This is a genomic window from Rhizobium sp. R711, from assembly GCF_002211365.1.
Taxonomy (GTDB): Bacteria; Pseudomonadota; Alphaproteobacteria; order Rhizobiales; family Rhizobiaceae; genus Rhizobium.
Genome location: NZ_LOKZ01000039.1, coordinates 209302 through 233242, shown reverse-complemented (window position 1 = coordinate 233242; position 23941 = coordinate 209302). Strand labels below are relative to the sequence as shown.

The window sequence follows — 23941 nt, the reverse complement described above, 5'->3', positions numbered from 1 at the left end:
TTCAACAAGATCAAACAGTTTCGAGGTATCGCCACTCGCTACGACAAGCGCCCGGAAAACTATCTCGCAGCTGTCAAACTCGTCGCCGCAAGGATCTGGTGTCAGAGTTTATGAGTCGACGGCCTAGTGCGCAGGTCAAGAATGAACACCCAATCGGTCTCGCCAAACAAAATGGGCCTGAGCCTCTCTGTTGCTTGCCGCACGAGCATCCGGCGATTGCGGGGAACCTTCTTTCGGCCGCATTGTTTGAAAAACAAATCAGAAGGAACATGACCATGGCTCGGTTAAGCGTGGTACCTGCTGGTCCGGCTCCCTTGGCCTTGAGCAGCGTACCGCTGCACTTTTGTGCCGCCTGTCTTATCGGTGCGCTTTTGACCGATATTGTCTATTGGCAAACCGCGGAGATGACCTGGGCCAACTTTTCCGTCTGGCTGCTCACAGCGGGAGTGCTGGTCGGCATCGTCGCCGCGGTGACCGTTGTCATCGACGTCGTTCGCAACGTGATAGACTTGGGCCTGAGTGTCTCATGGATCTACCTCGCCTGTCTCACGATCGCTTTCATCCTCTCGCTGTTGAATGTCTTCATTCATAGCCGTGACGCCTGGACATCCGTCGTTCCAAGTGGACTTGCCCTTTCGGCGTTTACCGCTGCTGCAATAGCTGTTGCTGCCCTGTGCGGGGCGATTGCAAAGCACCGCAGGTCGGAGGATTGGTTCACATGAATCTTTTATGGAAAACCTGCTTCGGTTCAGCACTTCTGGCTTGTTCCGCCTTGAGTTCGTGTAGCGATAGGGATCCGGACCCATCTGGCGAAATCGGGCCCAATCCCGAACTGCCGGCACTCTCTCAATACCTCATTCCGCCCATGCGGGTGGCAAAAGTCGTCGGCTGGAAAGAGGATGAGAACCCATCAGTGGCCGCCGGCTTGAAAATTCAGGCTTTCGCGAGCGGCCTGAAGCATCCGAGATCAGTTTATACGTTGCCGAATGGAGACATGCTGGTCGTTGAATCCATGGCGCCGCCGGAGGCATCGGCAAAACGGCCCAAGGATCTCATCATGGGGTTCGTACAATCGTTGGCGACCGGCACGGGCGGGGGAGAGCCGGTCAACCGTATCACCCTTCTTCGCGACAGCAATGGTGACGGGACGGCAGACCTCAGGGAAGTGTTTCTCGATCACCTGAATTCGCCCTTCGGCGTTGCTCTCGTGGGCAGCGACCTTTACGTTGCCAACACCGATGCAATTGTCAGATTCCCCTATGTCGAAGGTGAAACGAAAATCACCGATCCCGGCACACGATTGACGGAATTGCCAGGCGGTCCGATCGATCACCATTGGACAAAAAGCCTGGTGGCAAGCGAGGACGGCCAGCGTCTTTATGTCGGCGTCGGCTCAAACAGCAATATCACCGAGAACGGCCTGGAAGCCGAAAAGGGACGTGCAGCGATCTGGGAAGTCGATCGCCAAACCGGACGTTCACGCATCTTCGCTGACGGGCTGCGCAATCCGAACGGTCTCAGTTTCGAACCGCAGACAAAAGCGCTCTGGACCGTCGTCAACGAGCGCGACGAACTCGGTCCCAACCTGGTCCCGGACTACATGACCTCTGTCAAAGAGGGTGGATTTTATGGGTGGCCCTATAGTTACTATGGCGGCAACCTTGATCCACGGGTGATGCCGCAACGTCCTGACCTGGTCGCCAAGGCGATCGTCCCTGACTATGCGCTGAGCTCGCATGTCGCGCCGCTTGGCATGGTGTTCAACACGGGGAATAGCTTTCCGGCCAATTTTCGCGGCGGTGCTTTCGTTGGCGAGCACGGAAGTTGGAACCGCTACGCGTTCAATGGCTACAAGGTCATCTTCGTTCCCTTCAGGGACGGGCACCCGAGCGGTGCGCCGATCGATGTCGTCAATGGCTTCTTGAGCGCGCAGAATGAAGCACGCGGGCGCCCGGTCGGGCTAGCCCTTGACAAGAAGGGCGCCTTGATCATTGCCGACGATGCCGGCAACACGGTCTGGCGCGTCACCTCCGGCTGACCGGCGACATTGTTTCAGGCAAAGAATTCAAGGCGTGCCAAATCGATCAGAGCTCGAGCAGCGCGTAGGGCTTGCCCGTCGGCTTTTCGACATGCGCCGCCACATTATAGACGGGCGCGCCGCCGGGTGTCTTTCCCTGGTAGGTTCCCCGATGAGCGTGGCCGTGAACAACAGCCTTGACGGGAAAGCGATCGATTGTCTCGGCGAGCCTGGACGATCCGAGAAACGGGTAGATTTCTCGCGGTTCGCCCTCGACGGTTTCCAGAACTGGCGCATAGTGCAGGACGACCATGGCCCGCTGGGAGCGGACTCGGCGCATTGCGTTTTCAAGGCGCATTGTTTCATCGACGCTTTCGGCGACCATGGCTTTGATGGCCGGCTCGCCGAAGGAGCCGAGCATGTGGCGCCCGAAACCACCGGCAAAGCCCTTGACACCGACAAAAGCAGCGCCGTCGATTTCGGCGGGTTGGCCGTTCAGCAACTTGACGCCGGCATCGATCAGAACCGACGAAACCTCGTCAACCATGTCACTTTCGTGGTCGTGGTTTCCGAGCACGGCAATGACGGGGAGCGTGCAACTGCGAAGGTCGGCGGCAAGTCGCTCGGCTTCCTTCGGCTTGCCGAGATCCGTCAGGTCGCCGGCAATGACCAGGACATCCGCCAGCCCGGAGATTTCAGCAAACAGATCCCTGTAGGACGTCGTGTCGTCCTCCTTGACATGCAGATCGGCAATTGCCGCGACCCTTAGCTTTTGTTGGTCAGTCATCCTCAATCTCCCATTCGCCTCGCAATTTGCCGTCACCGCCGACATCGGCAAATCCCCAATCGGTCACGTCGATAGCGTAATCGACGCGCGAATACATGCGCCCACGGCAGATGCGCATTTGAGAAAGTGGCATTTGCGACTGTGCCTTGAGGCGATCGATAAGCTCGTCCATGAGCCATTGGGGCACCTTGTCCCGCTCTGTCGGGTAGATCCAACGGAAATTGAGAAGGTGGATGAGCAGCACCTCCCAATGAACCTCGAGGTATCCAAGAAGCCGAGCCCAGTCGATGTCTTTGCTCGCCCTCAAAATGACATGGGCAATGTCGGCGCCGTCATAGCGATGTCGCAACTGGATAAAGCACTTCGACCAGATGAGTTCTGTGGGACTGACAATCTTGACCTGGCAATTGCACAATTTGATCTGGCGAGCATTGTCGAACCAAATTTCGCCGACGGGCATCGTGCCGTTGGAGGAGGCGAAGATGACGTCGAAGAAGTGCTTGCCCTTCCAGACCTTGCCGATCCAGCGTTCGTCCTCCACCTCGATCGCATAACCACGCTGCTTGAAGTGGTTCAGGATGCGTGCGCAATCGCCCGCCTTGCAGAAAACGTCCAGATCCTTGGTGAGACGGGAAATGCCCGTATAGGCGCTGACCGCGTAGGTCCCCGCCACCAGAAAAGGGATCTCCGAAGCAATGAGTTGCGCTATCGCGTCGGCAACGAAAGGCTCAGCATCTGGATCGATCAGTTGCGGAATGGCCCGCGCCTTCATGATGGCAGCCTTGGATCGCACGGCTGTTGATCCTGTGTTCATCGATGGTCCTTCAGTGACGATCGTATCATGGAACACCTGAGAGCGATCGATGTTCCTCAACAAGCGGTCCGAGGTTGGCAGTGGCCGGCGTCTTGCCGATCAAGATGCCCGACCGTGCGTATCGATCCTATTGATCAATCTCGATCGCTTCGTCTCCTGCCGCTGCTGGGACGGCGCAAAAGCTGCTCCGAGCTTCGCGGCCAGGGCGCCTGCGTCCGCCGGCGCGCGCACCTTCACGTCGTTGTCGAAGTAGACATAGACGTCACGACCGTCGGCCGAATGCTTCAAGGGCGGACGCACACGGTTGGCGTTGGTCGGTTCGCGGCCATGGGCCCAGGCATCGATCCTTTTGGCCCAAGCAGTCAGCGCGGTGTCGTCATAGCCACTGACGTAAAGCTCTTCGGCGCCGTGGAGCCGGCAGTAAACGAAATCGGCGGTAACATCCATCAGCAAAGGCCACTCGACCGTATCGGCACAAACGAGTGCAACACCGTGATCGCGCAGTAACTTTATGAAGTCAGAACTTGCGAAGCTTTGATGTCGGACCTCGACGGCATGGCGTACGGGCCTTCTTTCATCGCAGTCAATCCAATTCCGCCCTTCAAGTCGCTCATCATGTTTTGCCGCAAGCCGTGCCGCGGCAATGGTGTCATGAGGCAGCAGCTTAAAAAACACGGAAAAAAGCCGAGCATCGAAAGGCTGGCGCGCCGGAAACTGCCAAAGGATTGGCCCAAGCTTGTGCCCGAGGCGCAAGAGGCCTGAGGCAAAGAAATTGGCAAGAGGCGTTTCGATATCGCCCAGTCTTCTCATATGGGTAATGTAGCGAGAGCCCTTTATCGCGAAGACGAACTCGTCCGGTGTCGCTTGCCGCCAGCTTTCAAAGACGGCAGGACGCTGCAGTCCATAAAAGGTTCCGTTGATTTCGATCGAAGCAAATTGCCGCGACGCGTAGAAAAGTTCGTCTTTCTGGGCCAGGTCTTCGGGATAGAAGACGCCGCGCCAGGGCCGATAGGTCCATCCCGAGATCCCGATCCTGATCGTACCTGGTTTTCCCATGCGACAGGAACTGTGGGACAGGCGACTTGTTCCGCGCAGTGGTCCTTTGCTGTCATGCGCCTTCGTGCTTTCCAGACAAAAGTCCGGCAAGTCTGCGCCCAAAGTTCTACGCGTCAGGAACCTTGAGCAGCGCAACGCGTTAGAGCTGAGGATTTTTGTATTTGTTTCAGCAGCTTAGTCTGCCACAGGCTCGGATGCCCAGATGAGGCATGATCAGGAATGATGTTGGAAAGAGACGAGATCGAGCTCGAAGGAACCGCTGAAAAAGCGGCATTTCTGATCAACGGCAGCCGCTATTTTGCCCAGCTGGCAGACACCTTGCGACGAGCACGAAAGAGGGTATGGATCATCGGATGGGCCTTCAATCCGGACATTCTCCTCGAACCAAGAACCTCAAGACAGACCCTCGGCGAGTTGCTGGAGAGTTGTGCCAAGGCCAATCCCGGTCTGGAGATCAAGATTCTGATCTGGGCACTCGGTCCGATCTACTCCGAAAAATCACTCGATCTCGTTACCAAGGCAAATTTTCCCCAAAGTGGCCAGATCGATCTGCGTTTGGCCCTTCAACCTGTCCTGCGCGGCTGTCACCATCAAAAGCTCGTTTGTGTGGATGATATCGCGGCGTTCACGGGCGGGATCGATCTGACGTCGCGGCGGTGGGACACCTGCAGTCACAAAGTGCGTGACCGCTTGAGGTGCGATACGGAAGGCGTTGCCTACGAACCGCTGCACGATCTGCAGGTCATGGTGACGGGTGGGGCCGCGGCTCTCATATCGGGAGTGGCAAGACAGCGATGGCAGGAGGCCACGGGGGAAATATATCAAGCCTTGCCGAAACAAAGCGCCCCCGATTGGCTGAATGGCCCTGCCGTTACGCTGCGCAACGTGCCGGTGAGGCTCGCATTGAGCAAGCCGACAACGCTCTTCAAGACCGGCCTGCGGCAGGGCCTACTCTTGACGAGAAAGATGATCGCCATGGCTGAGCGGCAGCTCTATATCGAGACGCAATATCTGGCATCGTTCAATGTCGCCGAAGCGCTTGCCGCGCGCTTGCAGGAGCCGAATGGACCGGAAATCGTCATTATCTGCACCGCCGCCTCTCATGGCTGGATTGAAAACAAAATCATGGGCGGCAACCGCGACAGGATCATTCAACGTCTTAGGCGAGCTGACCGACACAAACGTCTGCGCGTCTTTCATCCAGTCGTTCGCCAGGGCGCCGAAAACGCTGCATTGCTCGTGCACTCAAAACTGCAGATCGCCGACGACAGGCTTTTGCGCATGGGCTCCTCCAACCTTAACCATCGCTCGGAAGGGCTTGATACCGAATGCGATATTCTTTTTGAGGCATCCCGACCAGACCACCGGCTTGCCATTGCGCAATTGCGCAATTTGCTGGTTGCCGAATATCTCGGCTGCAGCGCCGATGCCGTAAGGGAGGTGATTTGCCGGAAAGGCTCCCTCATTGAGGCGATCGAGGAGCTCAACGTCAAGCCGAGGTCTTTGCGAACGTTTGTGCCGGCAGATGCAAAGGAGGGGCCGGTCTTTGCGACCGCCATCGTCGATCCTGCCTGTCCGTTCGGACAATCGGTACGCGTCTTTTTTCATCGCCTCGTTGACCGCTTTTTTCCGTTTCTCAAGATCCCAGGAAGCGGTCTCACTCACACCGAAAACCACAGCGCAGGCGAGCCGAATGAGAAAACAGACAGAGCCAAATGCCATCAGGGGACCGATTGAGCCGCTATCGCGAGCCAAGAGCCAACGAAAGTGCAATGAGAAACGCTGGTCTCGCAAGGGCCCCCGGGTACGACACGCTTCGACTGCAAGGCGTGGTTGCTTCGCAACGCTATCGGCAGGGGATCGATCACGAAGAAGCAACCATTGCGAAACTTGAAAACTGACGAAGATCGACATAAGCAAAGCCACATTGGGAGCGAGATCGTGGCGGAACGATTAGCCGGCTGCGAGTGTTCCTTGTGCAAGCGGGAGCGACAAGCAATCAGAATTCTGAGCTACAATGTGCATAGCTGTGCTGGCACTGATCGAAAGATCGACCCCGGGCGAATAGCGGCCATCATTGCAGATGCCAGGCCCGACATCGTGGCACTGCAGGAGATCGATGTTCGCCGCCGCAGAACCGGTGGGGTCGATCAGGCCGCCATCATCGCCTCGTTGCTTAGGATGGAAGCTCATTTCAATCCCGCATTGACGATTGCCGAAGAGCAATATGGCGATGCCATCATAACGGCTCTGCCGGCACGCACCGTCAAGGCCGGGCCATTGCCTTCGCTGGGAGAGCCGCGCGGCGCGCTTTGCGTCGAGGTGATGTTTGCCAACCGCAATCTGCTCGTCGTCAACACGCATCTCGGCCTTCGGCGGCGCGATCGCATCCAGCAAATGAGCGCGCTTCTTGGGCCGGCGTGGCTGGGTCGCGACGGCGGCAATCCAGCATCAGCCATCCTCTGCGGCGATTTCAATGCAGTTCCCTCATCAGCCGCCTACCGTCTTGCCACACGCCTGTTGCAGGATGCCCAACTTGCCTGCCATCAGACAGCAAGAGCGACCTTTCCGTCGCGCTTTCCACTCATGCGGCTCGACCATATATTCGTGAGCGCCGATCTTGCAGTCGCTGCCTCAAGCGTCATTGGCAACCGCACCACGAGACTGGCATCGGATCATCTGCCGCTTGTTGCCGACATCGATCTTGGCCACAGCTAGATTAAAACCAGTTTGCCGAGCCAACCCTTCGATGCCGATCTTTAGCGGCTTGCGATGTCACGCGTGACTTGCCCGACTGGCCTCGGCTTGTTGGCAGTGAAAATGCATAGCGCATTGGCGCAGGCATCGTGATCGGGAACAATTTTTTTCCCTCAAGGTTCGACCCTCGTCCCGTGGGCAATGAGAACGCAGTTCGCCGCGGCTTTCCGACGACGGCTGCTCTTTCCCAATTGAGAGCACGATGCCTGATTTTGTTCCCTTGTCACCGGCCAGAAGCTCACCGGCCAGAAGTTCACCGGCCAGAAGTTCACCGGCCAGAAGCCAATCTCTTCATGTCATGAACCCAGGTGGTGGGATGCAAGCTCGCACCGGAAATGTCGGCGTACTGACGTTTCACCGCTGCATCAACTACGGGTCGTACTGGCAAGCGCGCTGTCTGGTGGAGGGATTGGCCGCGATGGGCGCGGACGCGGTTCTTCTCGATTATCGCTCTCCGCGGTCAGATCGGGCGGAATGGCGCTGTGCGCTCAGTCCATTGCTTCCGATAAGGACGTCGTTTCAAGATTACGACTTGTACAAGAAAAAGATGCACAAGTTCTTCGCCGCGATAAAAAAGCTGCCGCTTTCATCTCCATTTCCGCTCGACGATCCAGCCCAGGCGGGACGATTTCGGCTTGTGATCGTTGGCAGCGACGAGGTCTGGAACCTGAAACATCCATGGTATGGCGGATGCGCCGTCTTCTATGGAGAAGGGTTAAGCACCGACCATCTGGTTTCCTATGCCGCGACGTTCGGCAATTTCGCATCGCATGTGCGACTGCAGGGTCTTTGGGGCGACCGATTACGACGATTTTCCCGCATTTGCGTGCGCGATCTGAATTCGGCTCGGCTCATTCGTGAAGCACTTGCCCTTGAGCCAGAGCTTGCCCTTGATCCATGTCTGCAGTTCCCGCAGCCGATCCTGGCAACGCGCAACGATGGCAACGGGCGCTATGCGGCCGTCTATGGTCATGGTTTTCCGAGCTGGTTCCAGAAGGCGGTTCGCCAATGGGCTGACAGGAGAGCTTATCGGCTGATCAGCATCGGCTATCGAAACGACTGGGCAGACCGGCAATGGATCGATGCAGGCCCAAATGAGTTTGCCGCCTTCATCGCATCGGCGAAAGCCGTGGTGACCAATTTCTTCCACGGTTGCGTCTTTTCTCTCGTTTATGAGAAGCCGTTTGCCTGCGTTTTGTCCGACTACCGCAGCAACAAGTTGCGCGATTTGGCAGAAATCGTGGGCGCCCAGCGACACATAATAGTCGAGGCTTGTGTCTCCCCGCAGCTCGAAACGGTACTTGACTGTCCCCTGGAGCCTGCGATCGCGCGGCGCATTTCCATCTTGCGCGCCAATTCATCGATCTATCTGGATCATGTCGTTTGTTAGTGCATCAATGACGAACCGTTGCTCTCCGCCGCTGACATACCGCGACATTGTGCGCTCCGGTCTCTGCATCGGCTGCGGGGCTTGCGCGGTAAAGCGATCAGGCGCCACCTTGCAAATGCAGTTCGATCGGTACGGACAGTTGAAACCCAAGGAAGCCGGCGATCTCAAATCCGCCCCACAGGTCGAATTTCCAAGCATTTGCCCGTTCTCGCCTCTTGCCGAAAACGAGGACGACCTGGCCGCCAGGCACTTTGCGACGGCGGCAAAGTGCGACCCATTGCTGGGACGGTTTGAGAAAGCCTTCGTTGGCCATGTCGAAGAGGGCGACTTTCGCGCCAACGGCAGCTCCGGCGGGCTCGTCACCTGGGTTGCTGCCGAGTTGCTGCAGCGGGGCCTGGTCGATGCCGTAGCCCATGTCGGCGAGACCGATAGCGGCGATCGTCTGTTTCGCTACAGGCTCTCACGCAGCATCGAGGATCTGAAAGCCGGCGCGAAATCGCGATATTATCCGGTCGAGCTGTCCGGGGTGCTCGACGCGATCAGGACAACGCCTGGCCGATACGCCGTCATAGGCGTTCCCTGCTTCATCAAGGCCGTGAGATTGTCATGCGCGAATGATCCGGTACTGAATGAACGGATCAGCTTCACGCTTGGCCTGTTTTGTGGCCATATGAAGAGCGCCCGCATGGCTGAAAGCTTTGCCTGGCAAATGGGCGCTGCGATAGCCGATGTCGAGCACTTCGATTATCGCGTAAAACGTGTGGACCGTCCTGCAAACTGGTATCGGGCCCAGGTCACGCTACCTCACCAGGATGTCATTGGCCGCGACTGGTGGCATTTGGCAGATGGCGACTGGGGGGCCGGCTTCTTCCAAAATTCAGCGTGCAACTTCTGCGACGATGTGGTTGCCGAGACTGCCGACATCGCCTTTGGAGACGCCTGGGCACAACCCTATGCTGCTGACGGGCGCGGGACGAATGTGGTGATCATCCGCTCTGCGGCATTGCTGGACCTTGTCAACAACGCCGTGATTTCGCGCCGCATCGTCTTGTCCTTGGTCGATGAGGAGTTCGTTGCAAGAACGCAGGCGGCCGGATTTCGACAGCGCCGTGAAGGACTTGCTTTCCGGCTGACGTGGCTGCGGCCCGATCGGCGGCCGCGCAAGAGGGTCGCGGCTGGCGCTGGCAGTCTGACGTGGCGTCGTCGGATGATCTACCGCCTGCGCTACGCAATCAGCGCCTGGAGCCATCGCATTTTCTGGTTCTCGCACTTACTTCGTCGTCCGCAGCTCTATTTGGCATGGGCGAGGATTGTGTCCTTCCTCTATCAGGGTTTCGCCTATTCCCGCGGGCCCATCGGACGTATCGTCGACCGGATTGGTCGTTCAGGTGCGGAGACCGATTGATTGTGTTCAGTTGCCAGAAAGCGGAATTCGCTCAGCGCTGATAGAGCGTTGCCGGGGCGCGTATCGATCCACCATCTCGCAACAAAATTCTGCAAATTCCTCAGCAACAAGGGGTGCGCTGGTGTGGTGTGGCGCGAGACCTCGGTGTTCGGGCGTAAAGCAGAACGTCACGGTGACGTCGAAATCCTCGAGCGCGCACATTTGCCGATCGAACCAGTCGAGTGCATTGGGGCGAAAACGGTCGGCCCAGGAAAGTCCGGTCCTGACGGATTTGACGCCGAGCCTCTTCATCCAGGTGGCCGCCTCCTTCAGTCGCGGATCTTCGAAATGAAACCACTGTACCAAGCCGAATTCGGGCGTGTGTCTGGCGAACTCCTCCAAGGCGAGCTTCGGGCGGCCGTCCTGACGCAAGATCCCCATGTGGTAATGCCGATAATAGGAGGAGCCCTCGGCTTCCCGGTGACGGGTTGTCGCCTCCCATTCCTGCGGCAGGTCGTAAAGACTATACCACTGGCACCTCTCGACCTTGCCTTTCAGCAGCTCGGCGGTCCGCTTAAGTCCCCAAAGCTGCACTTCCTCCGCGCCAAAGGTGGAAATTCCGACCTCGCTGACCCAGACCGGCAGATGGGTAACTGCGCGGATCTCCTCTATCTTGTCCGGCCACTCATGGATCTGCCAGAGGTTCCAATCGAGCGGGAACCCGTGGACGGCAACCGCATCCATATGATCGAGCACGCCATAATCTTTCATGCGGCTCATAAAGCCGGGATCGATCGGGGAAATTCCTCCAAGAACCTTGGTCAGCTTCGGGTTGGTTGCCGCAATTGCATCGGCCGCAAGCATGCTCATCTGTGCAAAGCGGTGCCATTCCGGATCAATCTGCGGATCCCAGTGCGACTTATTGTTCGGCTCATTCCAGATCATTGCGGCTTCGATCATCGGCTTCTTCCGTTTGAGACCTTACGGCACCACCTCATTGAGGGCGGCAATCTTTGCTCCCCAGTCCCCGGCGACGAGAACGGTTAGCGAGCCCGGCGCCACATCCAATCGTGCCCAGGCATCAAGGGAGGACCCGAGCACGTAGGTGACTGCCGCCTTGATGACGTCACTGTGCGAGACGAGGACGATTTTTCTGCCACTTTTGTTTCCGGCAAGCGTCTCGATCAATCCGAGCACTCTATGCTGAACATCCAGCATGCGCTCTCCACCAGGCGCGCGACCAAGGCTGCGCAAGGCATTCCAGTGTTGCCACCGCTGATCGCCGTTGAGATCATCAAAACGTCTTCCGGTCCAAGAGCCGAAGTCCACTTCATCCAAGGCGGTGTGTACTTGCGGCGGGTCAAGCGCGCAGGCGGTCGCGATTGCGGCTGCGGTTTGGCGCGTTCGCTCCTGCGGGCTGGTGTAAACCTCATCGATTTTCTCGCGGGCGAGCCGTTTTGCAAGCCTTGCAGCTTGTTCCTGGCCCGCAGCACCGAGCCCAATCCCGCACATGCGTCCTGCAAGGAAGCTGCCGAGGTTGTCATGGGCAGCATGGCGAACGAGAAAGAACGTCGTCGTCATTCCGCAGCTCCGCGAAAGCCTTCCTCTACGTTTGCGATGAATGCCTCGGTGCGATGCCGCGCTTCCGCATCGGTGAATTGTTGCGGAGGGGATTTCATGAAGTAGCTTGATGGTCCAATCAGCGCGCCACCGATGCCGCGGTCGAGCGCCAATCTGGCGCAGCGTATGGCGTCGATAACGACGCCAGCGGAATTGGGAGAATCCCACACTTCGAGCTTGATTTCGGCATTGAGCGGCACGCCGCCGAATGTCGTTCCTTCAAGCCTGATATAAGCCATCTTGCGATCCAACAGCCAAGGAACGTGATCGCTTGGTCCGACATGGACATTGTCGGCAGAAAGCGGCATGTCCATCTGGCTCAACACCGATTGTGTCTTTGAGATCTTCTTCGATTCCAGCCGCTCGCGTTCCAGCATGTTCAAGAAATCGGTATTGCCCCCGAAATTGAGCTGATAGGTGCGATCGAGGCGCACGCCACGTTCACGGAACAGGTTGACCAGCATTCTGTGAACGATTGTCGCACCGATCTGGCTCTTTATGTCGTCTCCAATCAGCGGCAAGCCCTGGTCGGCAAACCGTCGCTGCCACTCCGGCTTGGAGGCGATGAAAACGGGAATACAGTTGATGAAGGCGCATCCTGCCGCAAGTGCCTGCTCGGCATACCATTTGGTTGCTTCCTCAGAACCGACCGGCAGATAGGAGACGAGAATTTCGGTTCGCGTCTGGCGCAGGATTTTTGCCACGTCCGAAACGGGTTCGGGTGATAGCTCGATCTCGTCGCGCAAATAGCGACCTATTCCATCGAGCGTATTGCCGCGGTGTACCTCTGCGCCTGTGGTTTCAACCTCGGCAAAACGCTTTGTGTTATTGGGAGCGGCGTAGATCGCCTCGGCAACATCGCGTCCTACTTTCGATATCGCGACGTCGAAAGCCGCCGATATCTGGATGTCGCGCACATGATAGCCCCCGAGCTCGACATGCATGAGGCCGGGAACGGGCTCGTTGTCGTGGACGTCGCGATAATAGGTCAGTCCCTGCACCAGGGAGGAGGCGCAATTGCCGACCCCGACCAGGCCGACACGGATGGATTGAGACTGCATGGTGACCTCCGGCATCTACAAAGCTTCGGTCAAACAAGTGAAGGCCGCATCTGTTCCCGAAATTTTCACGCCGCCGGGCTTCTTGTCGGGATCAACCGCTCTTGCTGCGGGTTTGGCGAAGCTGCCGGAAAGGAAAACACCGATGTTGGTCTATGGTGACGTCGAATGGCTTGAGCCACCCGGGCCGGTTATCAAAAGGATCGAACGGGCGATGCTTGCCTGCGCCAACGCGCCCCCAGGACGCCAGCGCCATGAGTTGCTGGTTCAAACGTTCATAGAGACCGCAGAGTTCGTTCAGGGCTTGGCCGATCGCGAGTTCGATCTCAACGGCGGCGACGATGTCTCACTCGTTCAGACTGCGGCCGCCAAACTCCTGCTTGCGCAGGCCGAGGCGATACTGGCGTCATGGCAAGGGCATTTCCATGGAGAGGTGTCATTTGCGGCAGACACCTCGTCGTTGCGTGACAACGTCAATTGCATCCAGCCGCTGCGCATGAAGCAGGCCGAAGGATATGCCTTTTACGCTGTCTATCCCGAAAGTTATCTGCTAGCCGCCATGCAATCACGTTTACCTTCGGAGACGGTGGTCATCGGCATTCGCAGCATCGGCTTGAGCCTTGCAGCTCTCGTGGCGGCCGGCTTGGGTGCGTCGCCGGCGTTTTCGCTGCGGCCGATCGGACATCCCTTTCGCCGGCAGGTCAACATCAAGGCTGCTCTGGCCGATAAGATCCTGGCAAGGACACAAGTCGATTTTGCGATCGTCGACGAGGGACCGGGGCTTTCTGGCAGTTCGTTCGCAAGCGTCGCAAACTGGTTGGAGATCAATGGCGTTGCGCCATCTCGCCTTCATTTCTTTCCCAGCCATGGAGGCGGTCCGGGGGCGCGCGCGAGCAGCCTGCAGCGCAGGCGCTGGCAAGAGCGGCCAAAGCATGTGGTTCCAATCAGTGACGTGATAGTCAACGCTCCGCCAGCGGCCCTGAGCCTGCAAAACTGGGTTGGCGAACTGGTCGGCAGGCCGATTGAGACCTTCCGCGACATCTCCGGCGGCAATTGGCGCGGCCTTGCCGGTGATCGCAGTGAAAACTGGCCACCGAGCCACAGGCAGATGGAAAAGCTGAAGTTCGTCGCGACTGCGGGCGATCAAAGCTGGCACGTCAAGTTTGCCGGGCTTGGCAGGAGCATTGCGCAAAAGGTGCGTAGAGGCACGGTGTTGCACGAAGCTGGTTTCGCGCCGTGCGTCATTGGCTCATGCCATGGTTTCCTGATTGAAGAATGGATCAAGGGCTTGCCAATTGCGGCGGCGGCAATGAACAGGCAAGAGATCCTGGCAGCCATTGGCCGTTATCTTTCGTTTCGCGCCCGCCGTCTTCCGGCCCTCCACGGCGGTGCCTCGTTCTTGACCCTTTGTCGGATGGCAACGACGAATATCAAGGAGGTGGCGGGGTTCGAGGATGCGGCACGCCTTGGACAGATCATGCAAGAAAAGAGCAGCTCTTTGCGGCACCTGCCTGCCGTCGATACGGACAACCGCCTTCACAAATGGGAATGGCTTGTCACCGACGACGGCAGAATTCAAAAGACGGATGCACTCGATCACAACAGCGCACATGATCTGATCGGCTGCCAGCCGATTGCCTGGGACCTGGCCGGGGCTTGCGTCGAGTTTGATCTTTCGCCAACCGAACGCGATGAACTTGTCGACATCGTCGCGAAGGACGGCGAGGTGGGCCTTGACGACGACGTCCTTGTCTTCTTCGAAGCTGCTTATCTCGGATTCCAGGTCGGGCTGTGGTCACTGGCGCTTGCAACTGACGATGGCCAGGAGAAAGAGCGCATCGCGATTGCGCTTCATCGCTATCGTCGTCGACTTCAGCCGCTGCTAGAGTGCTGAAACGCCGGCCATGCAAGCGCGCTGCCGTGGTTTGAGGCAAGTGCCGGCTCTACAATCGATGCCAGTCGCCAACCGGCCGCATGGCGCGCGATGTGGATAATAGGATCAGCAAAGGCGCAATTTGGGAAGCCACCAGAGACGAAAAGCGACGGTGCCTTTGAACGTTGCGCTGGTTGGAGACCGGATGTTCAGCACGCTGCGGAACCTGTCCAGCCCATATGTGCGTGGCCGCCATCCTTATAATTCCTTTGCCGAAGTTTGCGGTTAAGTCCGTCGACGCAGAGTTGCAAGGTGACGCATAAGTCTATGACGTCTGCACATCGACTGCCAGTGCTCCGGCTGGCATTTGGCTGGGAGCTTGATACCAACATCGTCTGCACCGGTTTCATGCTCCCAACGTCGTGATACCGGTTATCGGCTTGTCGGAAAGATCAGAGCGACGGTCGAGAAGCACATGCTGGCGTTGCAGCACATCTGGTTTTTGCGCCTCATCGATTTTCCTGACGTCGGAGAACGGCATGGTCGAAAGTGGCTGGTATGTCACCGATCGCATTACCTTCTAACCAAACGATTGCAACCAGTTAGAAGTACTTTCTCACGCGCTCTCAAAACCTTCCTGCCAAGCCGACGGGGACGTGTTTGCGAATAAGTCGTTTGTACGGTGGCAGACGTCAACGGAACCTGCGGGCGCTTTTCGGCTTAGGTGCTTTCAAAACGGGAGGACGAAATGCAATCTGGCCTGTACAGCGACAGTCTCGAGGCTTCACCGGCAAACGCAAGCGACTGCGATGCTGGCAGCTCTCGCCGACCTCGCGTTTCATTTGATCTTCCATGACCGAAAAGCTGATCTGATCGATGAAGCAGGACGCTCAATCCGAACATCAACCGAAAAAAGGCGGCAAAGGACTTGGCGCTCTTCTCGGTCGCGGCATCGTCTCCGGAGCAGCGGATGACGACCCCTGCGCGATCGGAACCTATGCAAGTGCGGGCGCCCGCTTCGGCCCGGACATACTTTGGACCGCCCCTGTCACGCTGCCGATGATGTTCACCGTGGTCTACCTGTCCTCGAAGCTCGGGCAAGTGTCGGGGAGGGGACTGTTTCATGCCATCCGCGACTTTTACCCACGTTGGCTCCTCTGGACGGTGCTCGTTGGAGTGGTCATCGGCAACACAGTCGAGGCGGCCGCCAATCTCGGCGGCATGGCGGCGGCGATGAACCTCTTCATTCCGCTTCCAATCCCTGCCATCGTGGTCGCGGTGGCGTTTATTCTGCTGTGCCTGCAGGTGGCCGGGTCATACGCGCTCATCCGTCGGATCTTCCGCTGGCTGGCGCTGACGCTGCTTGCCTATGTCGGTGCAGCGTTGCTTGCAAAGCCGGATCTGACGGCCATGCTGTGGGGTACGTTCATTCCTTCGATTAAGTTCGACAAGGCGTTTCTCTCGATTATCGTGGCGATCATTGGCACCACGCTTTCGGCCTATCTCTACACCTGGCAGTCCAACGAGGAGGTCGAGGAAGAAATCGCCGAAGGAAAGACAACAGTCCAAGAGAGGCAGGGCGCCAGTGATCGTGACCTTCGCCAAACGAAACGCGATATCCTGGTCGCAATGACGTTTTCCAATCTTATCATGTATTTCGTGATCCTCGCGACGGGGTCGACGCTTTACATGCACGGGCAGACGAACATCGAGACTGCCGCGCAGGCGGCGGAGGCATTGAAGCCGATTGCAGGCGAGGCGGCCGGGTTTCTTTTTGCCGCCGGGATCGTTTCGGTGGGTTTTCTCGCCGTTCCGGTCATGACAACCGGAGCAGCATATGACCTTGCGCAGTCGTTTGGGATCAAAGGCAGCCTTAACGCAAAAGCGCGCGAGGCGCCAAAGTTCTACGCCATCATCGGCGTGGTCACAGCCGTGGCGATCGCTATGAACTTCCTCGGCTTCAACCCGATGAAAGCACTTGTATGGTCGGGCATCGTCCAGGGCTTTGCGACGCCGCCGCTTCTGCTGTTGCTACTGCTTATGACCAACAACAGGCGAATCATGGGCGACAAAGTGAACTCTCGCGCCATCAACATCATAGGATGTGTCACCACAGCCGTTATATTTTCGGCTACTGCAGGCCTTGTCGTCACGTGGTTTCTTTGACCTGACAGGTTTTGCCAATGCTTCCAAAAGGCAGCAGCAGACGCTCTTGGCAGTGCTGCGCAAAGCAGGCGAACGGATGGGTGGGGCCTCCTGCCATCAAAAATGCGGCAAACTGGGCTCCTTCTTGAGGCAACTTATATGGTGGCGATCGCACACCGGAGCCATGGCGATGGCGCTCAGGCAGGTTCAAGTCCCGACGTCTGACCTCAGGCACAAAAGATCGACGACGACAACATCATGGGCCAGGGTCCTATGTTGAATCGTTTTTCAGGAGCGATCGCAGCGATAGGAGATGGAAACGTCATCCCGCGACGGGCGGGCCAACCGACAAATTGGCAAGCCCGCGATATGGTTCGTTGCGGCACAGACCAGTATTCATCTTAGAAATCGGCCACTTTGCCCCAGACAGATCTCGTGAACGGTCGGGATGATAGGCTTGGGATCGACGATCGGTGCATGGCCGCTGACGATATCAGCGATGAGGTGGCCGGCGCCGGATCGATGCCGAAGCCATGGCCGCTGAAGCGGCGGCCAGAATGAAGCCCGGGATCGAGACGGACAGGAAGAGCATGGTGCCAGCCACATAAGCGCACGATCAGCCACCGCCAAATCGCGGCACGGTATTTGGCCAACATCCGCACGAATCCCCACTTGGCATTTTAGCCGATCTCCTGCGCAATCGATGATATGAAATCCGCTGGTGTTGCCACCCAAGGCAGCCATGGTAGCGAGACCAGGCGCTTTAAAAACTGAGTGCCGCAAGCACATCGATCCTCCCTTGCCATATGGAGCCTTCTTCGTTGCCATAAATCGCCAGGCCTCGACCAGGCTGGGACTTTGGTCCGGCTGGCGCCCTGCTCCAATCAGCGTATTCTGGAGGTCGTCCTGATGGTAGCTGGGCAGGACAAGAAGGGAAGCCGCCGCGCCCCCATGCGGTACGCCCAACCCAACGGCTTCCCTTCAGCAGCCATAATCGGTGTTCTCCACCCCACTAGTCCCGCCTTGATCTGTGATCGGCTTGCCATGGACCAGCTAAGGGCATTTCTCAAAGGTTCCCACATTGGAAGTTCTCACGAACCTGCAACACTGTGCTCGAAACACAAGACCCACTATTCCAGCAGCAGCTCGTGGACGAGCTAAATCGGCGAGGCCTCGGTATTCGCGAATGTCATCGGATAGTTTTGCAACAGAAGCAAGCAGCGGCGGCGCTGGTGACCGTTGGACTCGTCGGAACGGCTGTAGCCCTCTCGCCACGCTTTGCAAGCGCGTACTTCACTGTCGTAATAACTTCGACCAATCGCTGCCTTTTAGCTTTACCCTTGGTCCGAGATCCACAACGAGCAATTCCTGTGGGGCATCATTTTCCCAGGAAACTGAACTTGAAACCCGTCCGGTGAGCGATAGTTCTGGCCCCACTGCATTTCCAACGCTGACCGGGGAGGTATTGGCAGTCGTTGTCGAGATGCATCGAGGAAGGCCGGGCACGAGTTTTCGTTCCGGCCTTTTTCCCTTCTGTGGCGCTCAGGTTTTCTAATGACCGGCTTACGAATGAGGCGTAGAGTGTGGTGTTGGACCAGATGCACGGCACGGTCCGATTGAGAGACCCCTACGCGCTCTTGCCATTATGGAGGAGTGCTACCATGCAAATCCCCACATTTCCCAAACTTGAAAACGGAGAGCTCGAAGTGCTCACCTCCGTCATCGCCGACTGGTGCCAAGAAAATCGAATGGACCCGGAAAGCGAATGCACTCGGGCAGTGATCGCCTTGGCAATTGACCTGCTGGAAGCCGGTTTCAACACACGCGAAAGCCTGTCGATCGCACTTGCCAATGCGCTGGAGCCCGAAGTTTAGTCGGACAGGGTAAATGACGATGATCGATTGGTGCGAAGCGCTTGCCGACCACCTGATCCTCGCCATCTCTCCGGCAAGCTCGGGCATGGTCATCTCTTGGCAAAGCTACGGATCGCCGACACCAGCCTTACGGCGGGACAGTTAAGATAACCGGCGCGTCAAGCTATACCGATTATGCTGCTCGCCGCTGGCGCGTATAGTGGCGTTCGAAGGCTTTGCACTTAGGTCCGACTAACCGAACCGCATGGGCTTCACTCGCCGTAAATGCCAATTCCAATGGTGGCAGTGAAAACGTACACGCAGAATCCAACGACGCCCCCGGCAAAAACTCCAGCAGCCAAGGTTGCCCTCCTGCTGATAATGACGGCTGCAGCAAGAGGTCCAAGCAGCAGACCGAGTGCTTGCACGAAAGCTAGCGCTCCATAGTTCAGATCGTGGATCGACTGCTGGACAACATAAACCCAGATGAGTATGCCGCCGAAGACGATTGAGCCGGCACAGGCTCCCAAAATCCAGCCATGCCGTCTCCCCACATTCCGCAATTCCCAGAAAGCGGCAGGCAACGCCAGTGCCCAGGGTATGAGATCAGTTGTTGTCCACATTCACTAAACTTCACATGAAGTTGTTTCTGGTCTGTAAATCGACCGTTCACAGGCGCGGCCTGGGAACACCGTTTAGCACCCGACCGGCCAAAGCAGCAGAAAATGCCTCGCTGCCGGTTTAAGCCAGTGGGGCTTGCCCGAAGCGCGTGTGGAAATTCTGATCAGCTGCGCGACGTGCGACTGCTCGTTCGTTGAAACTCTGTTTAGCGTTCATCGGCCCGATGCAGCTGGGCAGTCATGCGTCGGCCAACGCCGTGAGTTCGATGGGCGTTAGCGACGAGGGGGCGCAAAACGGCCCTGCGCCAGGCCGGGTTGAGTTCATTTTTTCACCAAGGGGTAGGCAATTTACGCCTAATGGAGGAAGTGCCAGCAATGCGAGGTTGTGCTTTTATAACAGCCGACCGGATGCGGTCAGTTTCTCTTGTAAGCGCGTAGGAAGCTCGCCCGCCCCGGCGAGCTTCTTGCTTGAAAGGGCCAGAACAGCAGCCCGTCGTCATCGCAAGCCTTAAGGGATGCATGGCGTATGACACGATTAAACGGATCACTTTGCGCCAGAGCGCCATATCGAACGGCTGGATGCCGCGACCATCGTATCGAGGGCCGAGGTGATCTCGTCGCACAGGATCAGCTTCGGATTGGCGGCGAGCGCCCGTGCAAAATTCACCCGCTGCTTTTTCCCGCCGGAAGCTCTCCTTGCCGGCGATGACGAAGGCTGCGCGGCAGCGAACCATGTCCATCAATTCATCGATGCGGGCGCTGCGCGCCTTGGCCGCCATGCCATGGAAGAAGACGAGCGGCCGGTCGAGAATCTCCTCGATCGATTTTGCGGGTGTCGGCATTCTGGAAAACGATCTGCATCTGGCGCAGTTGATCGCGCGCGCGATCGCGGGCGCTGTGGCCGAGTTCCTTGCGTCGACGACCATCTTGCCGAAGGCTACGGGCAGGATGCCGGCGAAGGTGCGGACAAGGGTCGACTTGCCGCAGCCGGAGTCGCCGACAATGCCGAGATTGCGTCCTTTCTCGACCGCAAGACCGACATTCCTTGCGACGAGCGCCGGCACGGCGGCGAGGATATCCGAGGTGCCGCGGCCGTAAAGCCGCTCCCCTTCTGCAATCAACACAAATGGATCGGCGCTCCAGCCGGCTTCATTGGCGGGGACGACATCCATTGGCCGGAAAGGATGTAGCCCGATTGCTCGGAGGCGCCGATGGTCGCGAAGAGATTGGCGCCGTCGCCCTCGGCCCCGGGAAGAATATGGACCTCAATCCCGAAGGAGCGCGATAGGTCCTAATCCGGCCGACAATGGCGCCATTGGGCGTACCGACGAAGGAGGGTAAGCCGATGAGCTTGTGGAGGATGTCGACCAGCTGCACGGGCGTTTCCGTGACACGTCCGGCGGAGTGCAAGAGCGGGAAGCGCTGACTTTAAGACGGCCAGGCGTCCCTGACCCGCGTTGAGCACGAGCGGACCCCGCGCCGGATCGGGCAAGCTGCCGCCAGTGCACGGCTCAGATCGGCCGCAGAAAGCTAATCGCAAACCGCGGCTCTGAGCTTTGACATAAACCCCTGATAGCAGGGCCAGGAGAATTGCCATGTCACGTTTGTACGCGACATAAATAATCGAATGAGCGACGGCCGGACCGGTTAAAGTTAAATCTAAATTAGCATATGACGCGAATTCTTGCAGTTATCTGAGCCGCGCAGGCGCCCCAAAGGAACTGGAGAATTTCATGAAACGTCTGACGGTTAAACAGACCCTGATTGCCGTTTTGTCTGTCATCTGTGCCTTCCTCGTCATCTTGTCCTACAATTCTCTCAGCACGATTTCGACGCTGAACGACAATACTCAGCAGATTGGTGGCTTTTGGATGAAGCGGCTGGTCGTTGCCAAGGATATCAAGGGAAACTTCTCTGACCTGAAACTCGCTTACGCGCGTTACCTGTTGGAGGCGTCATCACCAGAAAAGCGGCCCGCGGCAGCCAAGCTGGTCGACGAAACGCAGGCTGCGGTCGAGCAATCGATCGATGACTATGTGAAAGGCGTCCGCACCGAGAAAGGCCGCGAGCTGATCAATCGGGTCAAGTCGGAACTCAAAACATATGGCGAGCTGGCTTCGCAAATGGTCCGGCTGCAGGACGGCGGAAAGAGCGCCGAGGCGGCCAGTCTCTTCCGCCAGAATATGGACCCACAATCTGATCTCGTGAGCCAGGACATTGCAGATCTCGTGGCCTTCATTCTCGGGCAGACCGAGACCTATGTGACCACAAGTGACGCCACGGCCGGCTATGCCTTCACAATCACGGCCATAATCGCCGCTCTCGCAATTCTGATCGCCCTTTCCGGAACCATGTTTGCCGTCTACGGCATCGCCAACCCGATCCGCCGAATTGCCACCGCCATGAAGATCTTGTCTGACGGCGATCTGCAAAGCGAGATCCCTTATGCTGGCCGCGCTGACGAGATTGGGGCGATGGCAGGGGCAGTGGAAGTGTTCCGACAGAACGCCATCAGTGTGCTTCGATTGGAGCAGGAAGCATCGGTGTCACGCAGCCAGTCTGAAGCGGCACGTGTCGCAGCACAGGAGCGTGCGGAGCAGGAATCGCAGCAATTGCGGTTTGCGACAACAACGCTGGGCGAGGGATTGAGACGCCTGGCTGGCGGTGACGTTTCCTTCCGGCTAGTCGAACCGTTTGCTGCCGATTACGAGCGGTTGCGCGAGGATTTCAATGCTTCGCTCCAACAGCTCGGGACAACGATCGGCGCTGTGCTGCAGACTGTGCACAGCATCGACAACGGAACGCGCGAGATCGCTTCTGGCGCGCAAGATCTCTCCAGGCGTACCGAGCAGCAGGCCGCCTCTCTGGAGGAGACGGCGGCAGCGCTCGACGAAATTACCGCCAATGTGGCAACAGCCTCGAAGCGGACCGCAGAGGCTCGCAATGTCGCGCAGGAGGCCAATGAGGGTGCAGAACGGTCCGCTTCGGTCGTGTCTCAGGCCGAACAGGCGATGAGGCGCATCGAGGAAAGCTCTCAGCAGATCTCCAACATCATTGGTGTCATCGACGAAATCGCTTTCCAGACTAACCTTTTGGCGCTGAATGCGGGCGTCGAAGCAGCGCGAGCCGGAGAAGCCGGCAAAGGCTTTGCGGTTGTCGCTCAGGAGGTTCGCGAGTTGGCACAGCGCGCAGCAACGGCCGCAAAGGAGATCAAGGGGCTGATTGTGAAGTCCTCTGCCGAAGTCGGCACCGGCGTCAGACTGGTTCTGGAGACCGGTCAGTCGCTGACATCGATCGGCGACCATGTGTCTCAGATCAACCAGTTGATGGAGGCTATTGCGACGTCTGCCCGCGAGCAATCCACCGGCCTTGCCGAAATCAACACCGCCGTCAATCAGATGGACCAATCCACTCAGCAGAATGCGGCGATGGTCGAGCAATCCACCGCAGCGGCCACGTCATTGTCTGGTGAGGCAAGCAGACTGCGTGATCTCGTCAATCAGTTTCGCCTCGGCAGCGACGCCGCTCAGATGGACGAGCCTAGACGCATCGTGCGGACCAAAGCGGCTTAGCTGACGATCCGGTTCGCATCCTGCCATGGCCGCTTGCTCCATCGAACGTGCTGCGCCACGCAGCAGCAGAAGGCCTGACGTTGCATTTGTGACCGAGGATGGATTGGCACCAACCTCGTCGAACCGCACGGGAGACGGCTCCGGAGGCCACGACCGCATAGCCTCGCCCCGTCGCACTGATGGCACGCTGTTGGCCGCATCATCGATCGTCACGATTTCCGGCATGACCGGCGATCTTGACACCAAGGTCTGCGGTTGCGTTTTTCTGCCGCTACCGAAATGGGATCCGACGCCAGCAGACGCGCCCTTCGGGAACTCCGCCCTCGCCATCGCGTTATAAAGCCCGATAAGGTGAGGAAACCATGAGCGAAAACGGCCACTCTAACTTCTTTTCGAAATTCGCAAGTGCTGTGTCCAATTGGTCCGGACGACCCGTGACGTTCGTGGCGGCGGTCGCACTCGTGCTGGTCTGGGCGATGGTCGGACCGTTCTTCGGTTTTTCGGAGAATTGGCAGCTTGTCATCAATACGGGTACGACGATTATAACCTTCCTCATGGTCTTCGTCCTTCAGAACTCGCAGAACCGCGACGGCAAGGCGTTGCAGGCCAAACTCGACGAGCTCATCTTGACGTCACAGGCCCAGAACAAGTTCGTGGGCATCGAGAAACTGGACGAGCAGGAGCTGCGCGAAATGAGTCGCCGGCTATCTGAACAAGCCGAACGCCTTGAGCGGGCTGCCGAAAAGCCGAGACGAGATTCCGAATCCGTTTGACGGTTCTTCAACGGTCGGCAAGCGCCGTCAGTCGTTTCGCAAGCCACGCTTTGACGACCGACAAAGAGCGGTGTTGTGTCTCTATCCTCGCCCCGGTCGGACGTATGCGGATGCTGGCGAAATCTCGCGCGAGCCACCGCGGCCTTTGCACTGTCGGAGAAAAACAAGCGCCAAGGGCGCCTGCGGGCCGCTCCTGCGATTGTGGCCCTGGCCAGGGGAAGG

Annotated in this window: 22 protein-coding genes and 3 pseudogenes; 14 read left to right on the top strand and 11 right to left on the bottom strand. The window is 58.0% G+C overall.

Annotation, left to right across the window (positions count from 1 at the left end; all coding sequences use genetic code 11):
* The 3 genes and pseudogenes from ATY80_RS28460 to ATY80_RS28450 all read left to right on the top strand — a co-directional run.
* A pseudogene (locus tag ATY80_RS28460) lies at nt 1–114 on the top strand (IS5/IS1182 family transposase); the annotation flags it as partial.
* Nucleotides 115–275: 161 nt separating this feature from the next.
* Nucleotides 276–722 carry a DUF2231 domain-containing protein gene (locus ATY80_RS28455; protein ID WP_088695610.1) on the top strand — a complete coding sequence of 149 codons (447 nt, stop codon included), beginning with the start codon at nt 276–278 and terminating at the stop codon, nt 720–722.
* Nucleotides 719–2038, top strand: coding sequence for a sorbosone dehydrogenase family protein (locus ATY80_RS28450; protein ID WP_088695609.1), 1320 nt, complete (start codon nt 719–721; stop codon nt 2036–2038). The genes ATY80_RS28455 and ATY80_RS28450 overlap by 4 nt, the downstream gene beginning before the upstream one ends.
* Nucleotides 2039–2084: 46 nt before the next feature.
* Here ATY80_RS28450 and ATY80_RS28445 read toward each other — a convergent pair whose 3' ends face one another.
* The 3 genes from ATY80_RS28445 to ATY80_RS28435 form a co-directional block, all read right to left on the bottom strand.
* The gene (locus tag ATY80_RS28445; RefSeq protein ID WP_088695608.1) at nt 2085–2804 is read right to left on the bottom strand and encodes a metallophosphoesterase; all 720 of its coding nucleotides are present in this window, start codon (nt 2802–2804) and stop codon (nt 2085–2087) included.
* Complete coding sequence (locus ATY80_RS28440) at nt 2797–3618, bottom strand: nucleotidyltransferase family protein (protein WP_245306952.1); 822 nt, start codon at nt 3616–3618, stop codon at nt 2797–2799. The genes ATY80_RS28445 and ATY80_RS28440 overlap by 8 nt, the downstream gene beginning before the upstream one ends.
* Before the next feature lie 99 nt (nt 3619–3717).
* A complete protein-coding gene (locus tag ATY80_RS28435; RefSeq protein ID WP_088695607.1) occupies nt 3718–4674 on the bottom strand; it encodes a DUF72 domain-containing protein in 957 nt (318 codons plus the stop codon).
* Nucleotides 4675–4893: 219 nt separating this feature from the next.
* Between ATY80_RS28435 and ATY80_RS28430 the strand changes: the two genes are divergently transcribed.
* The 4 genes from ATY80_RS28430 (at nt 4894) to ATY80_RS28415 (ending at nt 10226) form a co-directional block, all read left to right on the top strand.
* Nucleotides 4894–6411 carry a phospholipase D-like domain-containing protein gene (locus tag ATY80_RS28430; RefSeq protein ID WP_088695606.1) on the top strand — a complete coding sequence of 506 codons (1518 nt, stop codon included), beginning with the start codon at nt 4894–4896 and terminating at the stop codon, nt 6409–6411.
* 204 nt (nt 6412–6615) lie between these two features.
* A complete protein-coding gene (locus tag ATY80_RS28425; protein WP_245306951.1) occupies nt 6616–7392 on the top strand; it encodes an endonuclease/exonuclease/phosphatase family protein in 777 nt (258 codons plus the stop codon).
* Nucleotides 7393–7747: 355 nt separating this feature from the next.
* Entirely contained in the window at nt 7748–8821 is a 1074-nt protein-coding gene (locus ATY80_RS28420) for a polysaccharide pyruvyl transferase family protein (protein WP_088695604.1), read from the top strand.
* 115 nt (nt 8822–8936) lie between these two features.
* The gene (locus tag ATY80_RS28415) at nt 8937–10226 is read left to right on the top strand and encodes a Coenzyme F420 hydrogenase/dehydrogenase, beta subunit C-terminal domain (RefSeq protein ID WP_088695603.1); all 1290 of its coding nucleotides are present in this window, start codon (nt 8937–8939) and stop codon (nt 10224–10226) included.
* Between the two features lie 6 nt (nt 10227–10232).
* Here ATY80_RS28415 and ATY80_RS28410 read toward each other — a convergent pair whose 3' ends face one another.
* From ATY80_RS28410 to ATY80_RS28400, 3 genes are read right to left on the bottom strand one after another with little or no spacing between them, the layout of a single operon-like run.
* The gene (locus ATY80_RS28410) at nt 10233–11165 is read right to left on the bottom strand and encodes a beta-xylosidase (RefSeq protein WP_088695602.1); all 933 of its coding nucleotides are present in this window, start codon (nt 11163–11165) and stop codon (nt 10233–10235) included.
* 21 nt (nt 11166–11186) lie between these two features.
* Entirely contained in the window at nt 11187–11786 is a 600-nt protein-coding gene (locus tag ATY80_RS28405; protein ID WP_088695601.1) for a histidine phosphatase family protein, read from the bottom strand.
* Entirely contained in the window at nt 11783–12886 is a 1104-nt protein-coding gene (locus ATY80_RS28400; protein WP_088695600.1) for an inositol-3-phosphate synthase, read from the bottom strand. The genes ATY80_RS28405 and ATY80_RS28400 overlap by 4 nt, the downstream gene beginning before the upstream one ends.
* Nucleotides 12887–13028: 142 nt before the next feature.
* On the opposite strand from ATY80_RS28400, the gene ATY80_RS28395 reads away from it, so the two are divergent.
* Complete coding sequence (locus tag ATY80_RS28395) at nt 13029–14777, top strand: hypothetical protein (protein ID WP_088695625.1); 1749 nt, start codon at nt 13029–13031, stop codon at nt 14775–14777.
* Nucleotides 14778–15162: 385 nt separating this feature from the next.
* Here ATY80_RS28395 and ATY80_RS29195 read toward each other — a convergent pair whose 3' ends face one another.
* A complete protein-coding gene (locus ATY80_RS29195) occupies nt 15163–15321 on the bottom strand; it encodes a hypothetical protein (RefSeq protein ID WP_189637298.1) in 159 nt (52 codons plus the stop codon).
* Between the two features lie 311 nt (nt 15322–15632).
* On the opposite strand from ATY80_RS29195, the gene ATY80_RS28390 reads away from it, so the two are divergent.
* The 3 genes from ATY80_RS28390 (at nt 15633) to ATY80_RS30090 (ending at nt 18920) form a co-directional block, all read left to right on the top strand.
* Complete coding sequence (locus tag ATY80_RS28390) at nt 15633–16922, top strand: Nramp family divalent metal transporter (RefSeq protein ID WP_088695599.1); 1290 nt, start codon at nt 15633–15635, stop codon at nt 16920–16922.
* Between the two features lie 1640 nt (nt 16923–18562).
* Nucleotides 18563–18775, top strand: a complete 213-nt coding sequence (locus ATY80_RS28380) for a hypothetical protein (RefSeq protein ID WP_088695597.1) — start codon at nt 18563–18565, stop codon at nt 18773–18775.
* A 13-nt stretch (nt 18776–18788) separates the two neighbouring features.
* The gene (locus tag ATY80_RS30090; RefSeq protein WP_280950709.1) at nt 18789–18920 is read left to right on the top strand and encodes a hypothetical protein; all 132 of its coding nucleotides are present in this window, start codon (nt 18789–18791) and stop codon (nt 18918–18920) included.
* A gap of 106 nt (nt 18921–19026) precedes the next feature.
* Here the strand turns inward: ATY80_RS30090 and ATY80_RS28375 are convergent, their stop codons facing one another.
* The 4 genes and pseudogenes from ATY80_RS28375 to ATY80_RS30195 all read right to left on the bottom strand — a co-directional run.
* Entirely contained in the window at nt 19027–19377 is a 351-nt protein-coding gene (locus ATY80_RS28375; protein ID WP_245306950.1) for a hypothetical protein, read from the bottom strand.
* Between the two features lie 541 nt (nt 19378–19918).
* Entirely contained in the window at nt 19919–20041 is a 123-nt protein-coding gene (locus ATY80_RS30205) for a hypothetical protein (protein WP_189637295.1), read from the bottom strand.
* A 118-nt stretch (nt 20042–20159) separates the two neighbouring features.
* Nucleotides 20160–20438: pseudogene (locus ATY80_RS30200) on the bottom strand (ATP-binding cassette domain-containing protein); the annotation flags it as partial.
* A pseudogene (locus ATY80_RS30195) lies at nt 20421–20751 on the bottom strand (acetylornithine deacetylase); the annotation flags it as partial. The pseudogenes ATY80_RS30200 and ATY80_RS30195, both read right to left, overlap by 18 nt.
* A gap of 356 nt (nt 20752–21107) precedes the next feature.
* Between ATY80_RS30195 and ATY80_RS28365 the strand changes: the two are divergent.
* The 3 genes from ATY80_RS28365 to ATY80_RS28355 all read left to right on the top strand — a co-directional run bounded on the left by ATY80_RS28365 (nt 21108) and on the right by ATY80_RS28355 (nt 23719).
* Nucleotides 21108–22946, top strand: a complete 1839-nt coding sequence (locus ATY80_RS28365) for a HAMP domain-containing methyl-accepting chemotaxis protein (protein WP_088695595.1) — start codon at nt 21108–21110, stop codon at nt 22944–22946.
* 103 nt (nt 22947–23049) lie between these two features.
* On the top strand, nt 23050–23286 hold the full coding sequence (locus ATY80_RS28360) for a hypothetical protein (RefSeq protein ID WP_141105603.1): 237 nt from the start codon (nt 23050–23052) through the stop codon (nt 23284–23286).
* Nucleotides 23287–23308: 22 nt separating this feature from the next.
* On the top strand, nt 23309–23719 hold the full coding sequence (locus ATY80_RS28355) for a low affinity iron permease family protein (protein WP_088695593.1): 411 nt from the start codon (nt 23309–23311) through the stop codon (nt 23717–23719).
* The last annotated feature ends 222 nt before the right edge of the window (nt 23720–23941 follow it).

What these genes read in the sequence shown, in the direction of transcription:
- ATY80_RS28420 (WP_088695604.1), top strand. Translation starts at nt 7,748, where the DNA reads ATGCAAGCTCGCACCGGAAATGTCGGCGTACTGACGTTTCACCGCTGC.
- ATY80_RS28355 (WP_088695593.1), top strand. Translation starts at nt 23,309, where the DNA reads ATGAGCGAAAACGGCCACTCTAACTTCTTTTCGAAATTCGCAAGTGCT.
- ATY80_RS28390 (WP_088695599.1), top strand. Translation starts at nt 15,633, where the DNA reads ATGAAGCAGGACGCTCAATCCGAACATCAACCGAAAAAAGGCGGCAAA.
- ATY80_RS28375 (WP_245306950.1), bottom strand. Translation starts at nt 19,377, where the DNA reads ATGTGGACAACAACTGATCTCATACCCTGGGCACTGGCGTTGCCTGCC.
- ATY80_RS28395 (WP_088695625.1), top strand. Translation starts at nt 13,029, where the DNA reads ATGTTGGTCTATGGTGACGTCGAATGGCTTGAGCCACCCGGGCCGGTT.
- ATY80_RS28415 (WP_088695603.1), top strand. Translation starts at nt 8,937, where the DNA reads ATGCAGTTCGATCGGTACGGACAGTTGAAACCCAAGGAAGCCGGCGAT.
- ATY80_RS28440 (WP_245306952.1), bottom strand. Translation starts at nt 3,618, where the DNA reads ATGAACACAGGATCAACAGCCGTGCGATCCAAGGCTGCCATCATGAAG.
- ATY80_RS28405 (WP_088695601.1), bottom strand. Translation starts at nt 11,786, where the DNA reads ATGACGACGACGTTCTTTCTCGTTCGCCATGCTGCCCATGACAACCTC.
- ATY80_RS28450 (WP_088695609.1), top strand. Translation starts at nt 719, where the DNA reads ATGAATCTTTTATGGAAAACCTGCTTCGGTTCAGCACTTCTGGCTTGT.
- ATY80_RS28445 (WP_088695608.1), bottom strand. Translation starts at nt 2,804, where the DNA reads ATGACTGACCAACAAAAGCTAAGGGTCGCGGCAATTGCCGATCTGCAT.
- ATY80_RS28455 (WP_088695610.1), top strand. Translation starts at nt 276, where the DNA reads ATGGCTCGGTTAAGCGTGGTACCTGCTGGTCCGGCTCCCTTGGCCTTG.
- ATY80_RS28435 (WP_088695607.1), bottom strand. Translation starts at nt 4,674, where the DNA reads ATGGGAAAACCAGGTACGATCAGGATCGGGATCTCGGGATGGACCTAT.
- ATY80_RS28380 (WP_088695597.1), top strand. Translation starts at nt 18,563, where the DNA reads ATGCAAATCCCCACATTTCCCAAACTTGAAAACGGAGAGCTCGAAGTG.
- ATY80_RS28430 (WP_088695606.1), top strand. Translation starts at nt 4,894, where the DNA reads ATGATGTTGGAAAGAGACGAGATCGAGCTCGAAGGAACCGCTGAAAAA.
- ATY80_RS30090 (WP_280950709.1), top strand. Translation starts at nt 18,789, where the DNA reads ATGACGATGATCGATTGGTGCGAAGCGCTTGCCGACCACCTGATCCTC.
- ATY80_RS28400 (WP_088695600.1), bottom strand. Translation starts at nt 12,886, where the DNA reads ATGCAGTCTCAATCCATCCGTGTCGGCCTGGTCGGGGTCGGCAATTGC.
- ATY80_RS28365 (WP_088695595.1), top strand. Translation starts at nt 21,108, where the DNA reads ATGAAACGTCTGACGGTTAAACAGACCCTGATTGCCGTTTTGTCTGTC.
- ATY80_RS28410 (WP_088695602.1), bottom strand. Translation starts at nt 11,165, where the DNA reads ATGATCGAAGCCGCAATGATCTGGAATGAGCCGAACAATAAGTCGCAC.